We start from the raw sequence: 24,917 nt of genomic DNA, 5'->3' as shown, positions 1-24,917 counted from the left end.
ATTAGTTATATTTTTTTTCGCCGTATTTCCCTACGGTGTCTACCTTACCATCCTTATTTACCTCTACCAGGTTATCATTATATTTAGATGGGCATTTCATTAAGATTTTCGATGCGTAGAATTTGTCCTTATCCATTTTACCGATAAGTACTAGTTTTTCTGATTTCTCAAAATCCTGCGGTTTGGTTCCGTTATAAATTACCTGACGGATTTCGCCTTTTTCATCTTTCATGTAAAAAGAAAAATGGTTGGCATCTTTAACCGCATCGTAGTAGGTACCTTTTGATTTTTCCCAGTAGCCCATCACATGTTCTTCCTTGTTGGAAGAAGCTGCTTCTTTAAAATTAGAATAGGTATCGGTATTGGCATTTAAGCTAAATAAAATCCCTACCGAAATGGCGATGGTAATCAATCCAATAATGGCACTTTTCTTCATGGTTATGTGTATTGTAAAAGCTGGCAACAAAGATAAAAAAATAGGCATAGCCAGCATTCTTTTACCGTTTTCTTGTCTTTATATTGACAATCATCTGATTTTTTGAAAGAAAACCTTCCGATAGACTGTACTATTTATATCGGTTCTTAAGTAATTCTGCTTTATCTGCCAGAGGAGATAAAATTTCATCACCTAAATTGTTAATTTTGACATCGGATAACCAATACTGATTAACGAACCCCTAACCTGCGATTGATATGCGTCTCAACCAATGCTATAAGCTTATATTCTTTATTGCGCTTTTACCTTTTTTAAGTTCTTGTTTTGAAGTAATTGAAGAAATTTCGATGAAAAATGATGGCACCGGCGATGTGGCGCTCACCATAAACCTGAGCCAAAGTAAAACCAAAATAGCCTCGGTAATGCTGTTAGATAGTGTGCAAGGCTATAAAGTGCCCAGCAAACAGAAAATACAGCAAGAATTGAACGAGGCCGTTGCTTACTTAAAAAAATCGGAAGGAATAAGCAACGTAAAAAGTACAGCAGATTTTAACAATTTTATCGCTACCATTAGCTTTTCGTTTAAAGACGTTTCCAACATTAATAATATCACCAAAAACATCCTTGCCCAGCAAAAAATTAAGGCTACCAATACCTCATCCTACACTTACAACAAGGCTACAAAAACTTTCAACAGAAAGTACCAGGCCATTGGTACCGCCAAAACCGAATTCAACAAATTAAAGCCGAAAGATAAGGCTGTTTTTACCGGTGCTACCTATACCAGCATCTACCGTTTCGAATCGCTTGTAACAAGTAGCACCAATCCGGCATCAAATGTATCGAAATCAAAAAAAGCAGTGATGCTGAAAAGCCCTATTACGGATTTAATAAACGGAAAAATTAACGTATCCAATTCAATACAACTAGCTAAATAACAAAGCAGCTTACCTGCAATTGTGCAGGCTGCAATGCTCACACAACAACAAATTACCAATGAAAAAAATTCTACTTTCTTTCTCCCTCCTGCTATTGTTCAATTTGGCCAAAGCTCAGGATTTGGTTAAAAAAATACCAGCAAACGCTTTTACCGTTGCTACCATTAAAGGCGACAACATTTTTAAACTGATGTTTGTAAAAGATTTTAACGAATCTTTTGTGGGTAAAAAACTACTGGAAGGCACATCAAAATCGCTCGAGAAAAACTTTACCACTATCGAGGATTTCGGAATCAACCTCGATAAAAACATGTACTACTTTAACCAGTTAACGGATAGCATTAGCTACAACTGTTTCCTGATTCCTTTAAAAGATGCAGCCAAATTTGAAAGCCTGATTAACAACAAAGACAGCAAAATTAAAACCACCGGCGATACCAAAACCATGGTGCTGCCTGATAGTACAAGCATCATTAAGTGGAATAACAATATGATGTATTTTGTTACCGGTAGCATTAAAGGCTCTTTTTTTGCCGATTCGGCTAAATCGGCCCGTTATGGCATTAAAGATATCCGGTTTCAGTACGATGAAGCAACAATGATTGATAGCGCTGCTGTTGCTGTAGATTCTACCTATGTAACCACAACCGACGAGCCTGTTGTAGAAACCGTAGCTGCGCCACCTGTAAAAGTTAAAGTGAAGCAAAAAACAGCAACCAAAAAGCCTGCTAAAAAAGCCACTGGCAAGAAAAAAGCCATCAGGAAAAAATCAGTAATAAAACCAAAGCAGCAACCGGTAGAAGAAGAAATAGCAGATGCAGCTATGGATGCTGCTGAAGCTATACCTGCAGGAGAAAAAGTAAATGACCAATACGATCACTATCAGCAGGAACGTGCCGAACAGGGAGCAAAGAAAAAAAGACTGGCCTTTATCTGGATGACCGCACAGGCAGAACAGATTTTTAATGGCAATTACGAATCGATAGAAAATAACAAATCTTACACAAGCAGCTTAGATAGTAAAGCCATTGCCGAGCTTTGGGTTTCGAGCCTGCAGGATGTTTATAATGCAGTTGCACCCGAATTTGGCACTTACGGCAAAACCGGCCTGATGAAAGGTTACGGCAGTTTAAATGCCAAACTGTTTATGGATAATAAGAGTTTCCGTATTTCTACCGGTTTAGAACTGGCAAAGGAACAAGCAGATTCGTACAAAAAGATCATGAACAAAAAGCTGAACAAGAACTTTTTAAAGTACGTAAACAGCGATAAAGCAATTGGTTTTATGAGCTATGCCATTGATACCAAAGCTTACCTGGAAGAATTCCCGAAACTGATGAAACAAACCTATGGTTCGTTCCTAGGTGCCCGTATGGATGAAGAAATGGACCTTGGTGCGGACCTGCTTTCGTTATTATTAGATGAGGAAGCAGTTAGTAAAGTTATTAAAGGCGATGCCTTATTTGTAATTAACGGACTGAATACGAAAGATGTAACTTACACTACGTACGATTACGACGATGATTACAAACAGAAGGAAGTGGTTAAAACCAAAAAAGAAACCTTGCCCGATTTCCTTTTCATGTTTTCATCAGACGATACCAGGCTTATTAACAAACTGATTAAGTATGGTGTAAACAAGAATTTTGTAAGCGCTGATGGCAATATTTATAAAATAATAGAGAAGAAAAGTCCGATTGATATTTATTTCCTGATTAAAGATGGTATTGTGTTTTTCGGTAATTCGTTAACCGAAATACAAGCCATAAATAGCAATCAGGTAAACAACACCATTAGCAAAACACACAAGAACCTGTTGAGCAAAAATAATTTCAGCTTTTTGTTTAATGCTAAAAACCTGGTTGGCAAAGTACCAGCATCTGAAATTGGCGGCGAAGAAACAGCTAAAAAATTTAACAGCACTTTAGAGAAAATGGGTAATGTGTATATGAAATCGAACCCGATTAAAGGCAATCTCGTATCGGCCGATATCAGTGCTGAAATTCCGAACGGTCATGAAAACGCCTTAAAATATTTGTTCAGTTTAATTGAAAATGCGGCTAAGTAATTTTCAGTTGGCATTTTCAAAGTTGTCAACTTTAATGGCGCTATTGCCAGAAAGTTGACAACTTTAGAAATCCTAATAGTTAACCAAGGGCGACTGAGCTAATAAACCCAATACCGTTAACCGATTTAGACAATTAACCGATTAACCTTAATCATGGTAAAATTTTTAAAAATAACAGCAGCGATAGTTTTATTGCTGCTTGTTTTTTTTGCCGGCATGAGTAAATATAGAACATACCAGGCCGAACAGACTGAAATTCCTAAAAGTGCCACAAGCCTGATTCAGATTAATGTGGATGAACTTTACAAAACAATTGCCGTAAACGTGTTAAGCCATCCGATGTATTATTTTAAATCTCATTTAAAAAAAGATACCGCCGCAGCAGAGCCCGATAAACGGTTTACAGGCATTTCTATTCCCGCCAGTATTTACCTCTATAACCTCGCCAATAAGCCAGCTGATGCTATATTTTCGCGTCTGGAAATTGAGAGTATTGGTGGCTTTGAAAGTTTTATCAAAAATGTATTACATCTTCAAATCACAAAAAAAACTGAAGGAATTAACATGGCCAAATCGTCTCCAGGCAATTTGGTAATCTACTACAACCGTAAAGCAGCAGCTTTTGCAATAGCTTCAAGAGTAGAAAACCTTGAGTCGGATCTGCTCAATATTTTAAACAAAAAGAATACAGTAAAAGTTAACGCGAGTAAGTTTGCAGGACAACTATCAATAAAAAAGCATGTAGTTTTTAGCAACAAAGACCATAATGGCTGGATTGATTTTAACGACGGACGGATAAATTTTAATGATATTGTTTCTGCAGCTAATATTTTACCGACAAATAAACCTTTCCAGCACAGACAAAGCCCCGGCAATACTATTAATTTTTGGCTGCGTGCTAATTTAAAACCAGATTCAAATAAAGTTTTCAAATTCAAAAACTTTAGTCTTGAACAAGATAGTTTAAGCAGGTATTACAATGGCAATCTTGATTTTGTGTGGACAAACTCCATTACACAAACCGATTCTATTATTACGTACGAATACAATGATGATTTTGAAAAGGTAGAAAAAGTAAGTTTGCAAAAAAGAAGTATTCCTTCAATCTCCTTAAACCTAAATTCGAATGGTTACGCGCTTAAGCGTTACTTGACCAAACAAGGACTGATTAATCCCGACAGCAACATGATCAGTAAAAATGTCTTTCCTTTATATAAAATATACATAAACAGCGAGGCTGAAAACCTGAATTTGTCAACATTCAAAAATTCTGGGATCAAGCCAGCAAAAACATTATCAAATGATGCTTTTTACCTAAGTATCGATTTTATTAAATTGAATAAGCAAATTGAAATTCCTTTAATTAGTCATTATTTCAATATTGCCAAATATTTAGAAATTAAAGGTAAGTGGATTGAAAATAAAAAAATTAAAGTTGAGGGTAAATTTGAACTGAAAAACCAGGAAATTAATGCACTTTACCAGCTTTTGAAAAGCTTTAATTAGCGCATTCCCTTACCGTCCTTTGTGCCTAAACCTGATGGGACAGATGCTAATCTAAAAAATTGGCAGGAGGTACAGAAAGGCTAAGCCAGCACTATGAAATGTAGGCTGTTCATTTTTAAATAGAAAGGTTTGGCTTACAGCAACAATCGCATTAAGATTGCTTCATACTTCGCAATGACGGTTTTTTTTTAAAAAAATAGTATAAAAAAATCCTTGCAAATTTCACATCTGCAAGGATTTTCACTTTAAGCTTTATGCTTTGCGCATTGACTTCTTATGGCCAAACACCCAAATTCATATAAGAAACAGCAATTTTATCAATCGAATTAACAAAAGCTGCAGTTCTTAAGGTTTGCGTACCTGGTTTAGTCTTTAAAGTTTCGCGTATTTCGTGGTACGAATGAATCATCGTATCTTCTAAACCAGAATTAACCAGTTCCATTTCAGATGCACCTTTCACAATCATTAAACGGTGTTCAGGAAGAATGGTTTTCCCGGTCAGGTTTTCTAAAGTATTGATCAGATTCGCATTTGAGTTAGCTGCGTAACGGTTTTCCATACGGCCAAAAGCCACGTGCGAAAGGTTTTTCAACCATTCGAAATAAGAAACGGTAACACCACCAGCGTTACAGTACATATCCGGAATGATGATACCGCCCATTTCGGTAAAAATTGCTTCAGCTTCCGGCGTAGTTGGTCCGTTTGCACCTTCAGCAATAATTTTCGCTTTAATATTACGGATATTCTCTTCAGTGAACTGGTTTTCTAAAGCAGCAGGAACGATGATATCGCAATCCTGTTCTAAACCTTCCATTGAATTTTTGAAATCTTTTGCACCAGGGAAACCTAGAATTGAACCAGTGTTTTTACGGTGAGCAAAAACCTCGTCAACGTTTAATCCGTTAGGGTTGTAAATGGCACCTTCAAACTCACAAAGCCCAACAATGGTTGCACCAAATTCGGCAAGGAATTTAGCAGAATGGTAACCCACATTACCTAAACCTTGTACAATTACCCTTTTATCGCCCAAACCAGCCTTAAAACCGATTTTAGCCATATCTTCTGCAACCTCTACACACTCGCGTACAGCGTAAGCCACACCACGGCCGGTAGCCTCTTTACGACCACGGATACCGTGCAAAGCAATTGGTTTACCGGTAACACAACCCAATGCATCTAACTGACCAGGGTTCATGGTCATATACGTATCGGCAATCCAGCTCATTTCACGTTCTCCCGATCCATAATCAGGTGCGGGAACGTCGATACCAGGGCCAATAAAATTTTTCTTAATTAATTCTGTAGTATAACGACGCGTGATGGTTTCTAACTCGGCAACGCTATATTGTTTGGTGTTGATTTTAATACCACCTTTTGCACCACCAAATGGAACGTTAACAATGGCACATTTGTAAGTCATTAACGCTGCAAGCGCCATTACTTCATCTTCGTTAACCATTTCACTGTAACGGATACCACCTTTTGTAGGGCTCATGTGGTGAGAGTGTTCTACGCGCCAGGCATCAATTACTTCAAAACCGTTTCCGCGGCGGATTGGGAACTGGAAACGATACACACTATTACATGTTTTAATCTGGTTCAATAAACCTTCAGGATGATTGGTGAATTGAGCCGCACTGTCAAAGTTCTTACAAACATCTGCAAAGAACTTGTTCTCGTCTGCTAGATTAGCCATTATTTATTTTTTTTATGAATAAGTTTTCGCTGCAAAATTGCCTAAAAAAACCGCACATATCCAAATGCAAAAATACTTAGTGTACAGCAAACACCACATCTTTTGTACCACTGAGGGCACTTTAGACCGTTTTGAGCAAACTGTACAAAAACAATATTTAAACCTGTTTTGAGGCAGTTATGCCACGCTTAAATCCGAAACAAAACGAAACATTTAGACAAGATATGAAGCGCTAAACAAGCATAAAAAAAAGTTAAAAAAATATTTTAGCTCCAATAAATATACTTAAAATAATCTGATTAACGGCACAACAAAGGCCATTTTAAAGGGAAAGGGGCACAAAAAAAGTGATCAATGTAAAATTGATCACCTCTTAAAGTTAATCTAAATCGTCCCGTTGATTTAATTTATAACTAATCAAACATCACCAATTAATTTGCAAGAAACAATACTATGTAGTAGGTAATTTACATCTTTACTGTTTTGTATATTTAATTAGCGATTTTTTAAAGTATAAAAACCTATACTACAATAAGATAAGGGTAAAAAGCACGCTAACCAAAAGGTTTAAACATTACGTTTTTCCGGTTTTTTAGTTAAAACAGGTTGTAAACTCATTGCCCCGAAACGCTTATTTTTCGTTGTTACCCTCTTTTTCTATTTTTTTCAATCTTTTATCAATTGCGAAAAGATAAGCCAATAAGCCAAGCAGGATAATTACAATGCAGATTACAACAACGTAAATCTTTCCATTGCTACGTAAACTATCGGCCATTTCCACACCATTTTCCTGTGCAAATAATTGTACGCTAGCCATCATTAATATCAGTGAGAAAAGTATCTTCTTCATTTTAGTTATGTTGTTGTTTGTTTTCAATTGAACGTATTCTGAAACGGATGGTATATACCCAATAACCGATTAAGATCCAGCCTAAACATGCAGGGTAAAATACCATACGCATGCGGCTATCTAAATCGTAGCTGTTAAAGCCGGGGTTACCACCGTTGCCAGGGTGTAAAGAATCTTTTAAACGTGGTAAAACGAAAAGTAAAACCACCATCATTGGAAAAGCAAAAATGTTATAGATAGCCGATATTTTGGCTCTTTTTTGCTCTTCATCAATGGCATTACGCAAAATTAGGTAGGCAAAATAAAGCAATACCGAAATTGCAGCGAAATTTTGCTTTGGATCGAAACTCCAAAACTGTCCCCAGGTATATTTTGCCCAGATTGCACCTGTTACTAAACCCAATAGACCGAAAATTATGCCTGCATTAACACTTTCAACCGCCTTTATATCATCGATTTCACTTTTAGTGCTCAAAGATTTTATGCTATAAAAAACCGAAATGGAGAATAATATAATCATTGCAAACCACATGGGCACGTGAAAGTACAGATTGCGAATGGTCTCGTTTAAAATAGCCAGCCGGGGTACGCCCAGTAATAAACCTGCAATTGCAGTATAAACAACCAGCACCGAAGCTAAAATTTTCCACCAGGTTTTTTTCATATATATTAACTATTGAGTTTTGAATGATTGAATTGATGAATGCCATTTCTCATTCCATCAACAACCAGTCCTTCATTTTAAAATTTAATTATCGGGTTTTGAATGATTGAGTTGCCTCCCGATTCTCTCATTCCGCCCTTCTCCCATTCAATCATTTTTAATCGCGCCAAAGGTAAGGAAATAACAATAAAGAGGTGGCCACCATCAATACGTTTACTACCAAAAGCATGGCAATTTCATCGTAACTGTTTTCCCAGGGCAAACCATCTACCGCATTTTTAGCCAGTTTTATCAGCAAAATAAGCACTGGAATAATAATCGGAAAGCTTAAAATCGCCATCAGCATGCCCCCGTTGCCCGCTTTACTGGCAATAGCAGAAACCATAGTAAATACAGTCGAAAAACTGATACTGCCCAACACTACAGCGATATAGTACATCACCAGATCAGGCGGTGTAAACGAATCGAAAACCAGGGTGTAAAAGCCCAAGGCAATCGTGGTAAGCACCAGCATGAGCAGCGTATTGTACACTGTTTTGGATATCAAAACCGCCGCCGGACTCGCCAAAATGTAACTATAAAGCTGTTGTCCTTTGGTTTCCTGCAAAAAACTTTTTGATACCCCGTTGATGGAGGCAAAGAGCATAATAATCCAAAAAAGCGCATTCCAGGTTAACTTATCGCCCAAACTTACAAACGATAAATAGCAGGTAAAAATGGTAGAAACCACATACAACAGCACACCATTGATGGTATATTTGGAGCGCCACTCTAACAATACTTCCTTGTTAATTAAATATTTAACCTCTTTGGCCAATTGCATAACCGCAAAGATACTTTTATTGATAAATATTGCATGCTTAAATTGTTGTATTGTTGTAATTTTGTTTTGAGCTATTGGCTACTGGTAATTTAGCCGCGGAGGCACAGAAAACACAGAAGAATTAAAACCACAGATAAAAAGGATAAACACAGATGGCTTTTGTTTGTAGCATATTAACAATAGTTAAAAAATCTGAGTTAATCCGTGAAATCAGTGGCAAAAAAATAGCCACGGACACAGAAAACACCGAGAAATAGACCAGGCAAAAATCCGTGTTGACCCGTGAAATCTGTGGCAAAAAAAATAAATAGCCACGCAGGCACAGAAAACACAGAGAAATAGACCAGGCAAAAATCCGTGTTAATCTGTGAAATCTGTGGCAAAAAAAATAACCGCGGAGGTACGGAAAGCACGAAGAAATAAATAAAAATCAGTGTTGATCCGTGAAATATGTGGCAAAAAATTAGAATCTGGAATAAAAAATATGAACTACGCATCAGTTATAACATCGCCGGTTGGCCAAATTACTATCCTCGCCGATGACGAATTTGTGCATGTTGTAACCTTTGCCGAAAAAGACATTACCGGATTAACCGAAAACCCGCTTACACAAAACGTTGCCCAACAGTTAAATGATTATTTTAATGGCAAACTACAGCATTTCGATTTCCCTATGAAACAGAAAGGTACGGAGTTTCAACAAGGCGTTTGGCAAAATTTATTGGCTATCCCTTATGGAGAAACTACATCCTATGCTAAATTTTCGGCACATCAGCCATTGGCGATCCGTGCCATTGCAGCCGCAAACGGAAAAAACAACATTGCTATTGTAGTGCCCTGTCACCGGGTTATTGGCAGCAATGGTAAACTGGTGGGTTATGCAGGCGGCTTATGGCGTAAAAAATGGTTGTTGCAACACGAAAGTGAAGTAATGCAACGCGGACAAACAGAACTAAAATTTTAAAACCAATACTTTTTATTTGCAGATGAATACAGCACTAGCCGATACCCCAAATTACCTTAAAGCCATCCGTTTAATTAACACAGAAAACAACCAATGTAGCTTTGAAGTGGGTACAATCCCCATACGCCAACACATCAATGCCAGTTATTTCTTTGCACAAACCGATGTTTCAACGCTGGAGAAAATCCCCCACCCTGCCCCACGCCGGCAATATGTGCTTACACTGAAAGGTAAACTCCGTTTTACCGTAAGTAACGGCGAAACTTTTATCATTGAACCAGGCATTATTTTAATCGCAAACGACACCAAAGGAGTTGGACACACCTGGGAAATTTTAGATGGTAACGAATGGGAAAGGATTTATATCCCACTTGAAGAAGACGTAGAAGATCATTTTATTGCCGGAAAAAGCACATAAATAAAATTCACATTTCTAATGCCTACTTTAAAAATACTTTTCTAATTTTGAAAGATACCAAACGCTCAATGACCTACAATCCAGGATTACATATTTTAGCTGAATTTTCTTCTGAAAAAGCCGAACAACTCTCTTCCTTTCAAGACTGTAAAGATCTTTTTAACGAACTAATTGCCGGTAAGAACCTTGAAAAAGTAGGAGAAGTTTATCACAATTTCCCTAACGGAGGTTTTACCGCTGTAATCTGCTTAACCGAATCTCATTTATCTATCCACACCTGGCCAGAGTTTAAACTGGCTACCTTCGATATTTTTCTATCTAATTACCAGAAAGATAATACCCAAAAGGTTAAGGATATTTACGATGCTGTATTGCACTTTTTCGAAGGTAAGGAAATGCAAAAAACTGAAATTGTGCGTTAATGGAAAATTCAGTTAAATCATTTTTTAGATTATCGGAAACAATATCTTGTTCCAAGTGCAAACAAAATATTGTGCTCTACGAACCGGCTAAAAGCGAATACGTAGTTTGCCCCTTTTGTTTTTCTTACTTACATATTTTTACCAGGGCAGAAACAAGGCTGAACAGGAAATTAGAAAAACCCGAAAAATCTCCGGTTTTAAAATTAGGCGCAACAACAAACATCCATGGTGTCGATTTAAAAATAATTGCCTACCTCGAAAAGAAAGAAGCAGGTACGAGTTACCACTGGAGGGAATATATTTTAACAAGCCATGATCAGGGCTATGTTACCTTATCCGAATTTAAAGGACATTGGAATTTCATCGCCGGCGAAGACTTTCTCCCCGATTATAAACAACCCATATCTTATGGTACGAGTGTAGGCTATAAAGATGTGGAATACAAACTTTTTAACAGGTACACGCCAGTGGTTACTGCTATGCTTGGCGAGGTAGATTGGGATGTGGTGAATGAAAAGGTTAAAGCTACCGAGTATATCGCTCCCCCATTTATGGTTGTTAAAGAGGTGATTAATAAATCTGCAAATCTTACTAATTACTACATTGGCGAATACCTCACCAGGGATGAAATTGCCAAGGCATTTAACCTGGATAAAAGCAGTCTTCCGGAGCAGATTGGCATTGGTGCCAATGAGCCTTCTAAAGCTTTCGACAGGTGGACCTCTTCTTTAAAAATAACCGGTATAGCCATAATTGCAGTTTTGCTTTTGCATTTGCTTTTTGATGCAGTTAAACCGGAAAAGGAATTAATAAACGACGATTTTTCCATCACTTACGATACCAAAGGAGGTGCCGATGCTTTCAAATCTTTTATCACCCCTTCCTTTGCTATTGATGATGAATCATCGAATATTGAGTTCGAAATTGCTTCGGGTGTTGACAATAACTGGCTGGAAACCACAATTGTACTGGTTAATGAAGCCGATAATCGAACCTGGGAAGTAAGCAAGGGCATAGAATATTACCATGGCGTAGAAGATGGCGAAAGCTGGTCTGAAGGCTCAACCAAAGAATCCGTTCTTTTATCAGATATACCAAAAGGCAAATACCACTTAAATGTATATCCATCATCAGGAGATGTTTACCGGAATAGCCTTTACATCAGGGCCACTACTAATGTGAGCATGTTCCGCAATACACTGATAACCATACTGCTGCTTTGCATTTTCCCGGCCATTTGCTGGTATTTAATGCGCAATTACGAGAAAAGAAGATGGAATAACAGCGATTTTTCACCCTTTGTAGAAGGAGACTAAATGAATTTAAAACCGATTAAATATTACCTCATTGTACTACTGATTATTTTAGGTTTTTATGGCTATAGCGGTCTCCGTGGTCATGCCTTTTACCAGGATAACGTAGAAAAAAACACTGATTTTAATGGAAGTAAAGGTCACAGTGGCCATGTAAACAGATTTTACCATAAATAAAAAATTATGAGCTTAAACGAACTAATCAACATCAAGTACATTATTGCATCACTGGTTTACTCTATATTGGGTATTGTTGTACTCTTTATCGCATTCTGGATTATCGAAAAAATTACGCCCGAGAACCTTTGGAAAGAAATACTCGAAAAGCAAAATTTAGCTTTAGCCATTGTTTTTGCAGCCTTTATTATTGCTATTGCAATTATTATAAGCTCAGCCATTCACAGTTAGCATGAACAAAAAGTTACCTGCACTTTTATTAATTTCAGTTTTTGTTGTTGCTACCTGTGGTTTAATTTACGAATTAATTGCCGGTACCCTGGCGAGCTACCTGCTTGGCGATTCGGTAACCCAATTTTCGACCATTATTGGGGTTTACCTTTTTTCGATGGGTATAGGCTCGTGGGTATCTAAATATTTTGAGAAGAATATCCTTTCGTGGTTTATTCAAATCGAAATCCTGGTTGGGCTGGTTGGTGGCTTTAGCTCAACCGTACTGTTCCTAGTTTTCGAAAGCATTGCTTCCTTCAGGATAGTGCTGTATGGTTTTGTAAGCCTAACCGGTATTCTGGTTGGTTTAGAAATCCCATTACTCATGCGCATTCTTAAAGACCGCTATGAATTTAAAGATCTGGTTTCGAAAGTTTTCACCTTCGATTATATTGGCGCACTACTGGCTTCCTTAATTTTCCCGCTGCTGTTAATTCCGCACCTGGGTCTGGTAAAAACAGCCTATTTGTTTGGGATGCTGAACGTTGCCGTAGCATTGATTGTTTGCCTGAGTTTTAAAGCAGAAATCAGGGCCTCTAAATACCTGCAAAGCGCTTCTTTCATCAGTATTATAGCATTACTTGCCGGGTTCATTTACGCCGACAAAATAACCAGTTTTTCTGAAAGCCAGACTTATAGCGATACCATTATCTATTCGAAAAGTACTCCTTACCAGCGCATAATTTTAACCAAAAAAAACAAAGTTTTGCGGCTTTTCCTAAACGGGAACCTTCAGTTCAGCTCTGATGATGAATACCGCTACCACGAGGCTTTGGTACATCCAGGTTTACATGCCTTACCTTTTGCCAAACATGTTTTGGTAATGGGTGGCGGCGATGGCCTTGCCGTTAGAGAGATTTTAAAATATCCAAATGTCGACTCGGTAACGCTGGTAGATTTGGATAAGGGAATGACGGGCCTCTTCCAATCGAACAAAATTTTGCTGGGGCTTAATAAAAATGCGCTGCTATCGCCAAAAGTAAAAGTGATTAATGCCGATGCTTTTAGCTGGATTAAGGCACAGCACAGAAAATTCGACTTTATTGTGATCGATTTTCCTGATCCATCTAATTATGCCGTTGGAAAACTTTATACCAATGCATTTTACAAACTGGTTAAGGGTATTCTTGCCCCAAAAGGTTTGATGGTTATCCAGTCTACCTCGCCCTTTGTTGCGCCAAAATCTTTCTGGACGGTAAACAAAACTTTAGAAAGTGTTGGTTTAAAAACAATCCCTTATCACAACTATGTGCCATCATTTGGCGAGTGGGGCTATATTATGGCTACCGAACCCGATAATGTATATAAAAAACCGCAGCAATATTTACCAGGTTTAAAGTTCATATCGAAAGAAAGTTTAGATTTAATGCTCTATTTCCCTAAAGATATGGGCAAAGTAGAAACCGATGTAAATAAGCTTAACAACCAAATTTTAGTTAAGTACTTTGAAGATGAGTGGGCAAACGTTTTATAAGGATGAATTATCGGCCTATTTAAAGCGTCGCTCTTTTTTATTGAGGATCGGATTAATTACGGGCGGCATTTTTTTAAACGGCTGTTATAAAAAAATACGGTCGGCAGGCTACAATATTAAGGGAACCTTACAAGGTCCGGATGCAAAAGCTGGCCATATTTTGCGCGATAAAATAAAAATACCTGCAGCAAAAAACACAAGAAAAGTAAAAACACTCATTGTTGGCAGTGGTATTTCGGGCCTATCGGCCGGGCGATGGCTAAAAAAGAATGGCGAAACAAATTTCGAAATCCTGGAATTGGAAAAACATACAGGAGGAAATTCATATTATGGCACCAATAAAATAGCGGCTTATCCACTCGGTGCGCATTACATCACCATAGCCAATAACGACGATGCTTTACTGATTGATTTTTTACAGGAAATTAATGTTATCACCCACTTTGAAAAACAGCTACCCTACTACAACGATTACTATTTAACTTTCGATCCGGAAGAAAGGTTGTTAATAAACGGCGAATGGCAGGAAGGTTTAATTCCGGATTTTGGTGTGCCCATTGCAGACAAAAAGGAAATCAGACGCTTTTTATCAGCTGTTGATCAGCTTAAAAATACCAAAGGTAGCGATGGTAAATTTTTATTCAATATCCCTTTAAGTACCTCATCGAATGATGAAAACTACAGAAAACTGGATAAGATTACTTTCGAGGCTTACCTGAAAGAAAAGGGTTACCATTCTAAATACCTGCTTTGGTACTTAAACTATGCCTGTAAAGATGATTATGGCCAAAAAATAACGCATATATCGGCCTGGGCAGGTCTGCATTATTTCGCTGCACGCAGGGGCAGAGCCGCCAATGCAGAGCAAAATGCGATTTTAACCTGGCCCGAAGGCAATGGCTGGATTATGAAACAATTGGCCGGCCCGTTAAAAGATCACATTAAAACTTCGACGCTGTGTTACGATTTAAAGTCATTGGCCAATGGAAATACACAGGTAACCACATTTAATGCAGGTACACAGGTTACGGAAAATATAGAAGCCGAAAAAATTATACTGTGCGCACCACAGTTTGTAAACAACCGTTTACTGCAAAATTTTGACCGCAACATAGATTATAAGGCTTTTAGTTATTCGCCATGGCTAATTGCCAACATTACCATTAACGAATTACCAGAATCGAAAGGGATAAACCTTTGCTGGGATAATGTGGCTTACAATACTCCATCCGTTGGCTACGTAAATTCGGCACAACAACACCTGAAACTTTCGGAAGATAAAAAAGTAATTACCTATTACCTCCCCCTCTGCGATTTCGAACCTGCAATTGCCCGTTTGGCTGCTTACTCCAGAAATTATGAGCAATGGCTGGATATCGTTATCCCTGAGATTGAAATAATACATCCGGGCATTACCAAAGCAATTGAAAATATCGATTTTTGGGTTTGGGGTCACGGCATGATTGCACCCACGAAGGATTTTATCTGGAGTGAAAATTTAGCAAACGCAAAGACATCCATTGACGATAAAATTTTCTTTGCCCATAGTGATTTAAGTGGAGTTTCTATTTTTGAAGAAGCTTTTCATCAAGGTATAAATGCAGCAAAACAGGTACTGAATGGCAGATCTTAATTCAAATCAACCCTGGCTAAATTCGCGTGTAAGTGATGTTGTTTTCATCCTTTCACCTCCGTTTTTTTCTTTGCTGCTGGTTTTACTTTTTCCTTCGCAATTTCAAAATTCAGCGGGTATTCCATTGGCTTATTGGGTATTTTTAATTGTTTTTATTGATGTTGCGCATGTGTACAGCACTTTATACCGCACCTATTTTAATCCTGGCAATTTTAAGAAACAATATACTTTGCTTGTTGCCATCCCGGTGGCCTGCTATGTTACAGGAGTAATGATTTACCATTTTGATGCTTTATGGTTTTGGAGAATCCTGGCATACCTGGCGGTTTATCATTTCATCAGGCAGCAATATGGTTTTATGCGTTTGTATTCGCGCAATGAAAAAGCTTCGCCTGTTCAGCAGCTTATCGATAAAGTGGCCATTTATACCGCAACCCTGTATCCACTGCTTTTCTGGCACCTCAGTACGGCCAGGCATTTCAACTGGTTTATAGAAGGCGATTTCTTTTCGTTTAAGAACGATGCGCTTTTAAAAGGTTCGGGAATGGTGTACCTTGCCATTATTGCCATATACATCATAAAAGAGTTATCGGTGGTTATTAAACAGAAATGGGTTAATATTCCACGGAATTTAATCGTTGTCGGAACATTCCTGTCCTGGTATTTCGGAATCGTTTATTTTAACGGTGATATGGCTTTTACTACCTTGAATGTCGTTTCGCATGGCATTCCGTATATGGCCCTCGTTTGGTTTTTCGAGAAGAAAAAATTAGATAAAACCGCTGTTAAAAATAAAATCATAGCCCTTAGCTTTGGCAAATCGGGGATATTTTATTTCCTGTTCATTTTAATCCTCTTCGCCTACCTGGAAGAAGGTCTGTGGGATGGTTTGGTATGGAAAGAACACCAGGCAGTATTTAAGCCTTTTACAACCTTACCGCAAATAACAAGCAGCGAACTGCTTTCGCTCCTTGTTCCGCTTTTGGCATTACCACAGGCCACACATTATGTACTAGATGGCTTTATCTGGAAGGCAAAAAACAAATTCTAAGATCTGTTTTTTAACCGGTTTCGTAAATAATACCAAACTCCGGTATGATGAAAACGATTTGCTTATTACTGTTTGTGTTACTAGGTTATTCGCCCGTTGAGAAAAATACACCTGTTGCAAAACTGGATTTAAAGAAATATGCCGGAACCTGGTATTCTTTATATTCTATCCCAACTATTTTCGATAGAGGCAGTCGTGAAACCACTACTAAATATACCCTGAACAAAACCGGCTATTATGATGTGGTAACCACTTACAAAAAACCAGGCGACGAAAAGATATATTCGAGGAATTCTAAAATGTTTCCTTCAGCGGAGGGAGATAATGGTGAGCTCCAGGCGCAGTTTATATGGCCCATAAAGGTTGATTACTGGATTATTGAACTGGCCAGCGATTATTCATACGTGGTTGTTGGTCACCCAGATCATAAATTCTTATTCATCATGAGTCGTAATGAGGTTATGCCGAAGAAAACCCACGACGAAATTGTTGCCCGGTGCAAGGCAAAAGGTTACGATGTAGATAAACTTACTTCTCAGCAGCACAAAATGAGCTAGTATTGTGGCCTTAAACCAGTCCAAATCTTTCGATTAGCTTATCTTTTTGAATTCGGGCTACCTGTAACTGCTTATTATTTTCCATGGTTAGCAGGCAATCGTTCTTATTGAAATGCTTTACTTTATGGAGGTTGATGATGTATTGACGGTGAATGCGAAAGAAGTTTCTGTTCTCCAGAATTTCCTGTACATCTTTCAATGTTTTCGAGATGATTACCTTTTCTCCATCCAGTAAAACCAAAATAGAGTAATTACTGCTGGCCTCTACGTACAGAATGTCGTCGAGATTTACAAACGTAATACCTGTTAAGGAGCTCACAGCTATTTTATTAATCCGTTCGAGATAAAACTGTTTCTGAAAAAGATCAAATTGTGCATCAGAAGGTTTAATGGTGTTAACAGCTTTATTTATCGCATCAATTAAATCGTTAATGTAAACCGGTTTCACCAAATAATCCAAAGCACTAAACCTGAATGCCCTTAAAGCAAATTCGTTGTACGCAGTAATAAAAATTACACTAAAATTTATCGGGGTCAGTTTTTCTAAAAACTGGAAACCATTAAGTTCCGGCATTTCTATATCCAGGAAAAGCAGGTCGGGCTTTAGCTTATCAATTTCCTGCAAGGCCTTTAACGGGCTGTTAAAAGTATGGATCTCGCCAATTTCGGGGCAATGCCGTTGAAGCTGGATGCGTAACAGATTAACGCTATCTTCCTCATCGTCGATAATAATGGTGTTTAAGCGTTTCATACCAAATGGAGGTTAATGGAAACCAGGGTACCCGAAGCTTCTTTGTTTTCGTTGTATAAATCTTCGATATGCACCTGGGTATTGGCATTAAATTTTTTATTAAAAACGGCTATACGCTCACTGGTAATTAAAGTGCCGTACGATTTATCTTTTTCTGCAGCCTTGCTATTCAGCTCGCCCGCTTTTACCCGCCCTATTCCATTGTCTTCGATCGTTATATTTAAAGTTTGTGTGGTAAAATCCTGACTAATTTTAATGCTAATTTTTCCGCCCTGCTTTTTGTGCATTAGGCCATGCCAGATTGCGTTTTCGATATAAGGTTGTATTAGCATGGGTGGAATTTCTATAAAATCAGCATCAACGTTGTCATCGATATCAAAAACATAGTTTAGCTTACCTTTAAACCGCATACTTTCCATCTCTAGGTATAGTTTTAGCGCGGTGATTTCTTCGGTAAGGACGATTTTTTCTTTTCGTGAATGTACCAGCGATAAGCGCATGAGCTGAGAGAATTTACTGAGGTAATCGGAAGCTAAAGTACTATCATTTTGTTCGATGTATAAATTAATTGAATTTAAGCAATTAAAAATAAAATGAGGGTTCATTTGCAAGCGTAAAATTTTATGCTCGTTTTCGGTATTCTTTATTTTCAGGTTAATCCGCTCCAGCTCATCCAGCCTGTCTTTATAAGCAAGCGCAGTTAAAAACAAAATGGTATCGACTACAAATGCAAGGGTAATTAAATCATATTGCGCATTTAAATGATGGTACCAGCCGGGCAAAGAGGCCGATGCAAACAACCACCTGGGCACAACTACAAAAATAAATGCTACTGCGAGGGTAACCAGACCTATAAATGCAAATTTTAAATATCCCCTGTTGGGCTTTGGACGGGTGTAATAGCTTAACCAAATCAGTAATACCAAAAAGGGCAGCGCATTGTATTTCCAAAATATCTTGGTTATGATACTTTGCTCGGGCCAAACAAAGTGAACCGGCATGATAATCAACATCAATAACCATTGCAGCAGGCATATTTTCAGGAATATATTTAACCACTTACTTTGCTTAACCTGTAAAAATTCGCTCAAAAAGAGGATGTAAAAAATGCTCTGGGGAATAAAAGACAGCAGGAAAATAAAATCGTTATTAAGCCAGGGGAACCAATCTGTTTCCATCACCAATGCATCTACCTGCAGAGAGTATCTTAAAAAAAGTGAAATGGAAGCTAAGGCACAATACAGGTAAGATTTAAGCCTGCGTTGCAAAAAGAACTTTAAGCAACAGTAAACAAATACGGCAAAATAAAAGCCGGCTACCCATAATTTCAAGTTTTTAAAACTAACCGGAGCACTGATCAGTTCTTCTACTTTCTCATGGTATGCCGTATCAAAAGTTTCCAGATAAGGGTATTGGTGCGCAATGTTGTATTGATATTTATTGATTAAAAGATAAAATTGCTGTACACTTTGTTTCCTGAGGGGCAGGTTTATTCGCCAGTAATCACCTTTAACAGATAAATCATTAATACGCGAACCAAAACCAGTACGTCCAACCAGCACCAGCTGGTTCTGTTTAAGTTCGTACAGCAGCGATTCTTCGTTTTTGTTGCCCAGTTTTAAAATCAGCGTGGTATCTTTCTCTAGTGCGCTTATTGTGCTAAAATTTAGCCAGAATTGCCTTACGGTATCGGCAAACTCACCGTCCTGCAAGGTAGTATCCAGCAGATGCCATTTTAAAGTTTTAAGTTGATTTGGATTTTTATATTCCTTTTTGGAAACAGCGTAAAAGGAATTATTGATCAGGCTGACCTTTTTTGTCTCGTACTTTACAACAACAGGTTTTACAACAGGCTGAGCCGTTGAATAAAAGCTGTTACCTAAAATGGCAGAAACTAAAATGAAGAAAGCGATTAAAGAGCTGTTTTTTATAATCATCCTGCTAAAAAATCCTAAACGGACACCTAAATTTAAAGTTAATTAGAAAAACTACAATAAACATTATAAATGAGTGAGCTGTTATTTTAGTCTTGCGAAATCTGTTGTTTTATGTTTAAATGGTTTCTTCAACATCTCCAAAAGCACATACTGCAACAGCATTTCTTACTACACATGGTATAACCCATAGTTCACAGCAAAAATCAGATACTTCACTCAATTGCAGGCTTAAGAAAAAATTGTTATTTTAAATTTGAATTGTAAATCAAATCGTACAAAAAAATAGCTACTTTCAGTAACAGCATAGAAAATTATGATTAACGCTTTGCCATAAAATCATGTAGTCATGAAAAAGATCTTAATTAGCGCCCTCTTATTAAATCTGGCCACAATAACCGCATTTACTTTAAACACCGAGATCCCTTTTAAGCTGGGGACAAAATCCTGCATAGCTAAATACAAAGAAAATAAAGCAGGCATTGCAACCCTCCTATCGCTACACGATAATGAAAATACGGCGATTGATGCTTTTAACGATTTACCCAAAGATACCAGCTTTAATCTTTTTGAGATACACCAGAATAATGTACGCACTTTAACCTGCAACTTTAAAAATAGAAACTACGAGTTTGATCCTAACCGTATTTTTTCGGATACCGGGATCGACAGTACGTTAAAAAAGTCTAATAGCGGAGTAACTAAGTTTCCGGCAGCGGTAATTAACCACATCAAAACCTTTTCGGCAGAGCTTTTAAAAGCATACGGTGCCCGAAATCAAAATACTTACACCATCTCTATTCATAATAATACAAATGAGGGTGCCCTTTCATTAACCGACTATATCAAACCAAATAAATACCATCAGGAAGCCAAGGCTGTTTTCAGGGCCGAGGGCAAAGATTTAGATGATTTTTTCCTGGTAACAGCATTAAACGATTTCAATTATTTAAAAGGTTTAGGTGAAAATGTGGTGCTGCAAAACGATAATCCGACCGATGATGGTTCTTTATCGGTTTACTGCGCCAAAAATAATATTCCGTATATCAATATTGAAGCCGAGAATGGCCATAAGGCCGAACAGCTAGCCATGCTGAAAATAGTTTACGGACTTTTAAAAATAAGATAATTAAGAAAAATGTATACCAGCAATTTACGACTGGTTTTTATTAAGTTTAATACACTTTCCCTAAAAAACTTAACCATGTATACAATCAAAAGAAATATTTTGCTCCGGGCTATATTTGCCATGGCATTATGTTTTTGTATAACATTAAATAGCTTTGCTCAGCAATATTCGAGTTCAAATCCTCAATTTAACTGGGGCGAATGGGTTCAGAATCCATGTTATAAAGGCATTTATATCCGGGCTCAAAAGGCATATTTCAACAAAAGTGCGCAACAATGGTACTGGAACTGGCAAATACAAAACCGGTATAGCAAAAGAGTAGCCATTAGCTGGGTGTTTTACGACAAAACTAAAGGTAAACCATCGAGAACAAATTCGCGTCACACGTTTGAGCCAAATGCAATATGGAAAAATGGCAACTTTGGAAGCGAAACCGAACTTTCCTGGATCTTTGAGTCGGCCTGCTTTGCGTTCAAAGTATATAATGGCACTTTACTAGATGATTGTTCAACAGATCCTGCCAATTACGGAAGAGGGTATTATTATGCAGCATGCGATAACGGCATACCCAATTACCAGGCTTATAACGGAGAAAAAAATAAGCAAGCTAACCAACCTTTTAATGCAAACAACAATGCCGGAACCAGCGGAGCAAAGAACCAACAAAATCAGCATACCCCATTTAGCCAAAATGCAATCTACGATACCCGCTCTGAGGTTGTTCCGGCAAAATTTAATGGAGATTTAGGTGCTTTTCTGGGTGAAAACCTAAAATATCCCGAAAAAGCATTTGAAAGTAACATACAGGGAAAGGTAAATATCAAAATCATAATAGAAACCGATGGCAGCATCAGTGCATCCATTATAGATGGCCCAATGGCATTAAGAGATGAAGCACTGCGGGTTACAATGCTTACCAGCAGAAAGTGGATGCCTGCCAAATTAAACAACACCAACGTAAGGTACTCACTTACACTTCCCATTACATTTAACTTAAGCAATTAGCCATGAAAAGTTTCATTCAAAACGGCCTTATATTGATGCTATTCTGCATAGCAACTGAGACCAGCGCCCAGGTAAAAAAAACAGTAAGCCCTGTTAAAACCAAAAAGGCCACTACAGCCCCGGCAGAAACCAAAAGTATAGCCATTGAACTCCTTCGTTCCAATACAGAACAAGCGAGCCGAATGATTAGCAACGAACTGAAAGCTTTGGGCGTACAGATGGAAAGTATAGAGGAGGAATCGATATACGATAACCCGAAAAACGGAGAAAAAAGTGGCAGACTGTTACAGGTGCGTACATCACTCATTTGCAGTCATAAAATACAGGTAGACATACGCGCCAATGCAAGCGACCAGATACAGAGTATCGACTGGTATCTTAACGATGTACCGAAGGAAGGATTTCTCGCTCTTGAAAAAGTACTCGGTTACCGTAAATGGGAGGCACTTAGCCCAAACCATTTCTTAAACAACAATTTAATTGCCGAGATAACCGAAATGGGAAGTAGCGGAGAAGATAAAAATCAATTAACCTATGCCATTACTTTAACCAAAACCGATCCATTTATTTTACCGGTAATGGCTAAAATTTTCAGTACCGATACGTTAACGGTTCATAACAACCCCGAAGAAGCCGGACAAAGCGTAGTTCAGTTTTTAAGAGGCCAGGGCAACAAATTTCTTTATAAATCATCTAATATTTTAACAAATTATCAAGGTAAAGGAATTTCGAATGTTAATGGCTATACTACAACTTATATGTTTGCCGAGGGCACCTCTGTAACCGTTTCGAGCAACAAATACCAAAAGCTGAATGCCATTGACTTTAGTTTTACCGATCCGCTGATACACAACAAAATTAAAAAATGGTTCCGCCTAAATAATTGGACAGATGGTGGTGAAGGAGATGAAGAAGGTGATCTAATTTACAGCAAAAACAACCTGAAATGCACCAATAACGACAAAGAGAAATATATCAGGTTTGCTGTTTCGCCATATGTTACCGACATTGCTACCCGTTATCAAAATACCGACCCCATAGATGCATCTTCGCTTGTAAGTTACTACCTAAACATGGAAAAGGCAACATTAAAGACCTTCCTGGCCGAAAATTATCTCACATCGATTAAGGTTAACTGGCCAGGTAGAGACATGACTTATCAGGCAGGAGCTTACCCGCACGATTTTTATTTCAAATCGCCGGCCGATTCTTTGTGTTATGTGAGTTACGAATACCAATTGAGTGATAACTGGTCGCGCATTATTTATTTCAGCACGGGCGATAAGGCTTACTACGAAAAGATGAAAACCGATTTGTTAAAGGATGCGCAAGACCCTAAATCGAAAGTTATTGTAAATTATAGCGATAAACAATTCGAGAAATCGCGGATGTATTATATTTCAATATACTCTAAAGCACAGGACATTGAAAACAAACGCAAAAAACAAGATGCCTTGCTTGCACAACAACAACGAGAAAAAGCGGAAGCTGAAGAAAAGGCACGCTTAAAAGCCGAGAAAGATGCCAAAACTTCGGCCGACATTCAAAAGGTAGGCGATATACTTATACAAGGTTTGGAACAAATTAATAGAAAAAAAGGGAACAATTAATTATCCGGCATAACCTTGCCTTTCAAAAATAAACGCCGGTAACTTAATAGCTATCGGCGTTTTGCTTTGATATTATTTTACCTCCAGGCGCTCTTTTTTAACGCTGGTGGCTAGCAAAAGTACTGCAACGAGTAACACAATCCAGCCCCACTGGAAATGAATGGTTTTAGACAACATTTTATCAAAAAATTTAGAGCCAAAGTAGTTGTTAACTTTAAACCAAACGGCTACCGCCATTACGGCACTCCAAATTAATGCTATGATAGTCATTACCCTGAACATGCCTAAAGCCCTTACAAACAGGAATAAAGCCGTTAAAGCTAAAATAGCCAAAGAAATATAAAGCAAACGCGGGTCTGCCTGATATAAATTCCAGTTGCCCTTAACAGGCACCTTTAGCATTGGTGCAATGGTTATGGCAATGGCACCCAGAATTAAGCCGATGTAGGCATTGATTTTTTTTACAACTAACATCTGATCGTATTTGTATTAATATTTTAGAAACTGCTAACTGCCAACTAAACTATTGTCCTTCAATAATGCCCATTTTATCTGCAAAGTGAGCGCAATAGTCGCGCAAATCTTCTACAATCAGGGTTTCGCCGGTTGCTTTTAAAAAGCTATCGCCCATGGTTTGTAAAGTTTCGTAGAAAAAACGTTTCATTTCATCAACAGGCATGTCTTTCGTCCAGAGGTCGATACGCATTGAGTTTTTATAATTATGGTCCCAAAGGGCCAGAATCATCGATTTAACAGGCACCTGATCTTTCGTTTGTGCATCAGTACTTTCCCAAAGAATATTCTCTGGCATATTGTTATCGTCTAACTCAACGGTAATTTTAATTTCTGCTTTTCTCATTTTAATATTGATTTCGCGGATAAATCGATTACTCAGATTTATCCGTATTTTATTCGGCGCAAAGATGATGATTTTACCAAAAACTTCGCCTTTGTATTATACTACTTTTTGTAATATTAGCATCAAGATTGCTGTAATCACAATAAAAATAGATTCGATTAACCAGATCCGCTTAATATCTTTTAAAGTAAAACGGAAAATAAGGTCAGTAACAAAGGTAACGGCAACCAAACAACCCAAAATGAGCATATAGAAACCGCTAAGGTTAATTTGTCTCGGGGCAGTATTTTTCTCAGAAAAAAGACTAACCACCAATAAGCTCAAACCAATTGCACCGATGATATTTAATGGAGTAACACGAAGTTTCAT

Annotated in this window: 26 protein-coding genes; 16 read left to right on the top strand and 10 right to left on the bottom strand. The window is 37.9% G+C overall.

All coding sequences use genetic code 11. The features are described from left to right. Nucleotide 1: 1 nt before the first annotated feature. Nucleotides 2-436 carry a cytochrome c maturation protein CcmE domain-containing protein gene (locus HWV58_RS19655; RefSeq protein ID WP_175635727.1) on the bottom strand — a complete coding sequence of 145 codons (435 nt, stop codon included), beginning with the start codon at nt 434-436 and terminating at the stop codon, nt 2-4. A 257-nt stretch (nt 437-693) separates the two neighbouring features. Here HWV58_RS19655 and HWV58_RS19650 point away from each other — a divergent pair, with 257 nt between their 5' ends. From HWV58_RS19650 to HWV58_RS19640, 3 genes are all read left to right on the top strand, one after another. Beyond that, nucleotides 694-1,374: a hypothetical protein gene (locus tag HWV58_RS19650; RefSeq protein WP_175635726.1), complete on the top strand. Its 681-nt coding sequence runs from the start codon at nt 694-696 to the stop codon at nt 1,372-1,374. Between the two features lie 58 nt (nt 1,375-1,432). Then, nucleotides 1,433-3,442 (top strand): hypothetical protein, encoded by a 2,010-nt coding sequence (locus tag HWV58_RS19645; protein ID WP_175635725.1) that lies wholly within the window; start codon nt 1,433-1,435, stop codon nt 3,440-3,442. A gap of 153 nt (nt 3,443-3,595) precedes the next feature. Further along, on the top strand, nt 3,596-4,948 hold the full coding sequence (locus HWV58_RS19640; protein WP_175635724.1) for a hypothetical protein: 1,353 nt from the start codon (nt 3,596-3,598) through the stop codon (nt 4,946-4,948). Nucleotides 4,949-5,222: 274 nt separating this feature from the next. Here the strand turns inward: HWV58_RS19640 and HWV58_RS19635 are convergent, their stop codons facing one another. The 4 genes from HWV58_RS19635 to HWV58_RS19620 all read right to left on the bottom strand — a co-directional run bounded on the left by HWV58_RS19635 (nt 5,223) and on the right by HWV58_RS19620 (nt 8,981). Next, on the bottom strand, nt 5,223-6,644 hold the full coding sequence (locus HWV58_RS19635) for a Glu/Leu/Phe/Val family dehydrogenase (protein ID WP_175635723.1): 1,422 nt from the start codon (nt 6,642-6,644) through the stop codon (nt 5,223-5,225). Nucleotides 6,645-7,275: 631 nt separating this feature from the next. Continuing rightward, a complete protein-coding gene (locus HWV58_RS19630; RefSeq protein WP_175635722.1) occupies nt 7,276-7,494 on the bottom strand; it encodes a CcmD family protein in 219 nt (72 codons plus the stop codon). A 1-nt stretch (nt 7,495) separates the two neighbouring features. Next, a complete protein-coding gene (gene ccsA, locus HWV58_RS19625) occupies nt 7,496-8,158 on the bottom strand; it encodes a cytochrome c biogenesis protein CcsA (protein WP_175635721.1) in 663 nt (220 codons plus the stop codon). A 157-nt stretch (nt 8,159-8,315) separates the two neighbouring features. Beyond that, complete coding sequence (locus HWV58_RS19620) at nt 8,316-8,981, bottom strand: heme exporter protein CcmB (RefSeq protein WP_175635720.1); 666 nt, start codon at nt 8,979-8,981, stop codon at nt 8,316-8,318. A gap of 484 nt (nt 8,982-9,465) precedes the next feature. Between HWV58_RS19620 and HWV58_RS19615 the strand changes: the two genes are divergently transcribed. The 10 genes from HWV58_RS19615 to HWV58_RS19570 all read left to right on the top strand — a co-directional run bounded on the left by HWV58_RS19615 (nt 9,466) and on the right by HWV58_RS19570 (nt 17,260). After that, entirely contained in the window at nt 9,466-9,945 is a 480-nt protein-coding gene (locus HWV58_RS19615) for a methylated-DNA--[protein]-cysteine S-methyltransferase (protein WP_175635719.1), read from the top strand. A 22-nt stretch (nt 9,946-9,967) separates the two neighbouring features. Then, entirely contained in the window at nt 9,968-10,363 is a 396-nt protein-coding gene (locus HWV58_RS19610) for a cupin domain-containing protein (RefSeq protein ID WP_175635718.1), read from the top strand. A gap of 47 nt (nt 10,364-10,410) precedes the next feature. Further along, complete coding sequence (locus HWV58_RS19605; protein ID WP_235972773.1) at nt 10,411-10,785, top strand: S-adenosylmethionine decarboxylase family protein; 375 nt, start codon at nt 10,411-10,413, stop codon at nt 10,783-10,785. A 71-nt stretch (nt 10,786-10,856) separates the two neighbouring features. Beyond that, nucleotides 10,857-12,101, top strand: a complete 1,245-nt coding sequence (locus HWV58_RS19600) for a DUF4178 domain-containing protein (RefSeq protein ID WP_175635717.1) — start codon at nt 10,857-10,859, stop codon at nt 12,099-12,101. After that, nucleotides 12,102-12,275: a hypothetical protein gene (locus tag HWV58_RS19595; protein WP_158674124.1), complete on the top strand. Its 174-nt coding sequence runs from the start codon at nt 12,102-12,104 to the stop codon at nt 12,273-12,275. It begins immediately after the preceding gene. Between the two features lie 6 nt (nt 12,276-12,281). Continuing rightward, nucleotides 12,282-12,506 carry a DUF350 domain-containing protein gene (locus HWV58_RS19590; protein WP_090770053.1) on the top strand — a complete coding sequence of 75 codons (225 nt, stop codon included), beginning with the start codon at nt 12,282-12,284 and terminating at the stop codon, nt 12,504-12,506. A 1-nt stretch (nt 12,507) separates the two neighbouring features. After that, nucleotides 12,508-14,019, top strand: a complete 1,512-nt coding sequence (locus tag HWV58_RS19585) for a polyamine aminopropyltransferase (RefSeq protein ID WP_175635716.1) — start codon at nt 12,508-12,510, stop codon at nt 14,017-14,019. Then, entirely contained in the window at nt 13,997-15,652 is a 1,656-nt protein-coding gene (locus HWV58_RS19580; protein WP_175635715.1) for an NAD(P)-binding protein, read from the top strand. The genes HWV58_RS19585 and HWV58_RS19580 overlap by 23 nt, the downstream gene beginning before the upstream one ends. Then, nucleotides 15,639-16,703, top strand: a complete 1,065-nt coding sequence (locus HWV58_RS19575) for a hypothetical protein (protein WP_175635714.1) — start codon at nt 15,639-15,641, stop codon at nt 16,701-16,703. The genes HWV58_RS19580 and HWV58_RS19575 overlap by 14 nt, the downstream gene beginning before the upstream one ends. Nucleotides 16,704-16,747: 44 nt before the next feature. Next, nucleotides 16,748-17,260 carry a lipocalin family protein gene (locus tag HWV58_RS19570; protein WP_235972772.1) on the top strand — a complete coding sequence of 171 codons (513 nt, stop codon included), beginning with the start codon at nt 16,748-16,750 and terminating at the stop codon, nt 17,258-17,260. 10 nt (nt 17,261-17,270) lie between these two features. Here the strand turns inward: HWV58_RS19570 and HWV58_RS19565 are convergent, their stop codons facing one another. Both HWV58_RS19565 and HWV58_RS19560 read right to left on the bottom strand, forming a co-directional pair. Next, a complete protein-coding gene (locus HWV58_RS19565; RefSeq protein ID WP_175635713.1) occupies nt 17,271-18,011 on the bottom strand; it encodes a LytR/AlgR family response regulator transcription factor in 741 nt (246 codons plus the stop codon). Beyond that, on the bottom strand, nt 18,008-19,948 hold the full coding sequence (locus tag HWV58_RS19560; protein WP_175635712.1) for a sensor histidine kinase: 1,941 nt from the start codon (nt 19,946-19,948) through the stop codon (nt 18,008-18,010). Before HWV58_RS19560 ends, HWV58_RS19565 begins: the two co-directional genes overlap by 4 nt. Before the next feature lie 346 nt (nt 19,949-20,294). On the opposite strand from HWV58_RS19560, the gene HWV58_RS19555 reads away from it, so the two are divergent. The 3 genes from HWV58_RS19555 to HWV58_RS19545 all read left to right on the top strand — a co-directional run bounded on the left by HWV58_RS19555 (nt 20,295) and on the right by HWV58_RS19545 (nt 23,689). Further along, nucleotides 20,295-21,074, top strand: coding sequence for a hypothetical protein (locus HWV58_RS19555; RefSeq protein WP_175635711.1), 780 nt, complete (start codon nt 20,295-20,297; stop codon nt 21,072-21,074). A gap of 75 nt (nt 21,075-21,149) precedes the next feature. Continuing rightward, nucleotides 21,150-22,079, top strand: coding sequence for an energy transducer TonB (locus HWV58_RS19550; protein WP_175635710.1), 930 nt, complete (start codon nt 21,150-21,152; stop codon nt 22,077-22,079). A gap of 2 nt (nt 22,080-22,081) precedes the next feature. Next, the gene (locus HWV58_RS19545; RefSeq protein WP_175635709.1) at nt 22,082-23,689 is read left to right on the top strand and encodes a hypothetical protein; all 1,608 of its coding nucleotides are present in this window, start codon (nt 22,082-22,084) and stop codon (nt 23,687-23,689) included. A 72-nt stretch (nt 23,690-23,761) separates the two neighbouring features. Here HWV58_RS19545 and HWV58_RS19540 read toward each other — a convergent pair whose 3' ends face one another. From HWV58_RS19540 to HWV58_RS19530, 3 genes are all read right to left on the bottom strand, one after another. Then, entirely contained in the window at nt 23,762-24,163 is a 402-nt protein-coding gene (locus HWV58_RS19540; protein WP_175635708.1) for a hypothetical protein, read from the bottom strand. 49 nt (nt 24,164-24,212) lie between these two features. Beyond that, complete coding sequence (gene gldC, locus HWV58_RS19535; protein WP_124562248.1) at nt 24,213-24,548, bottom strand: gliding motility protein GldC; 336 nt, start codon at nt 24,546-24,548, stop codon at nt 24,213-24,215. A 96-nt stretch (nt 24,549-24,644) separates the two neighbouring features. After that, nucleotides 24,645-24,917 (bottom strand): hypothetical protein, encoded by a 273-nt coding sequence (locus tag HWV58_RS19530; RefSeq protein WP_175635707.1) that lies wholly within the window; start codon nt 24,915-24,917, stop codon nt 24,645-24,647.

This window comes from Pedobacter ghigonis, assembly GCF_903166585.1.
Taxonomy (GTDB): domain Bacteria; phylum Bacteroidota; class Bacteroidia; order Sphingobacteriales; family Sphingobacteriaceae; genus Pedobacter; species Pedobacter ghigonis.
This window is presented reverse-complemented; position numbering and strand designations above follow the sequence as displayed.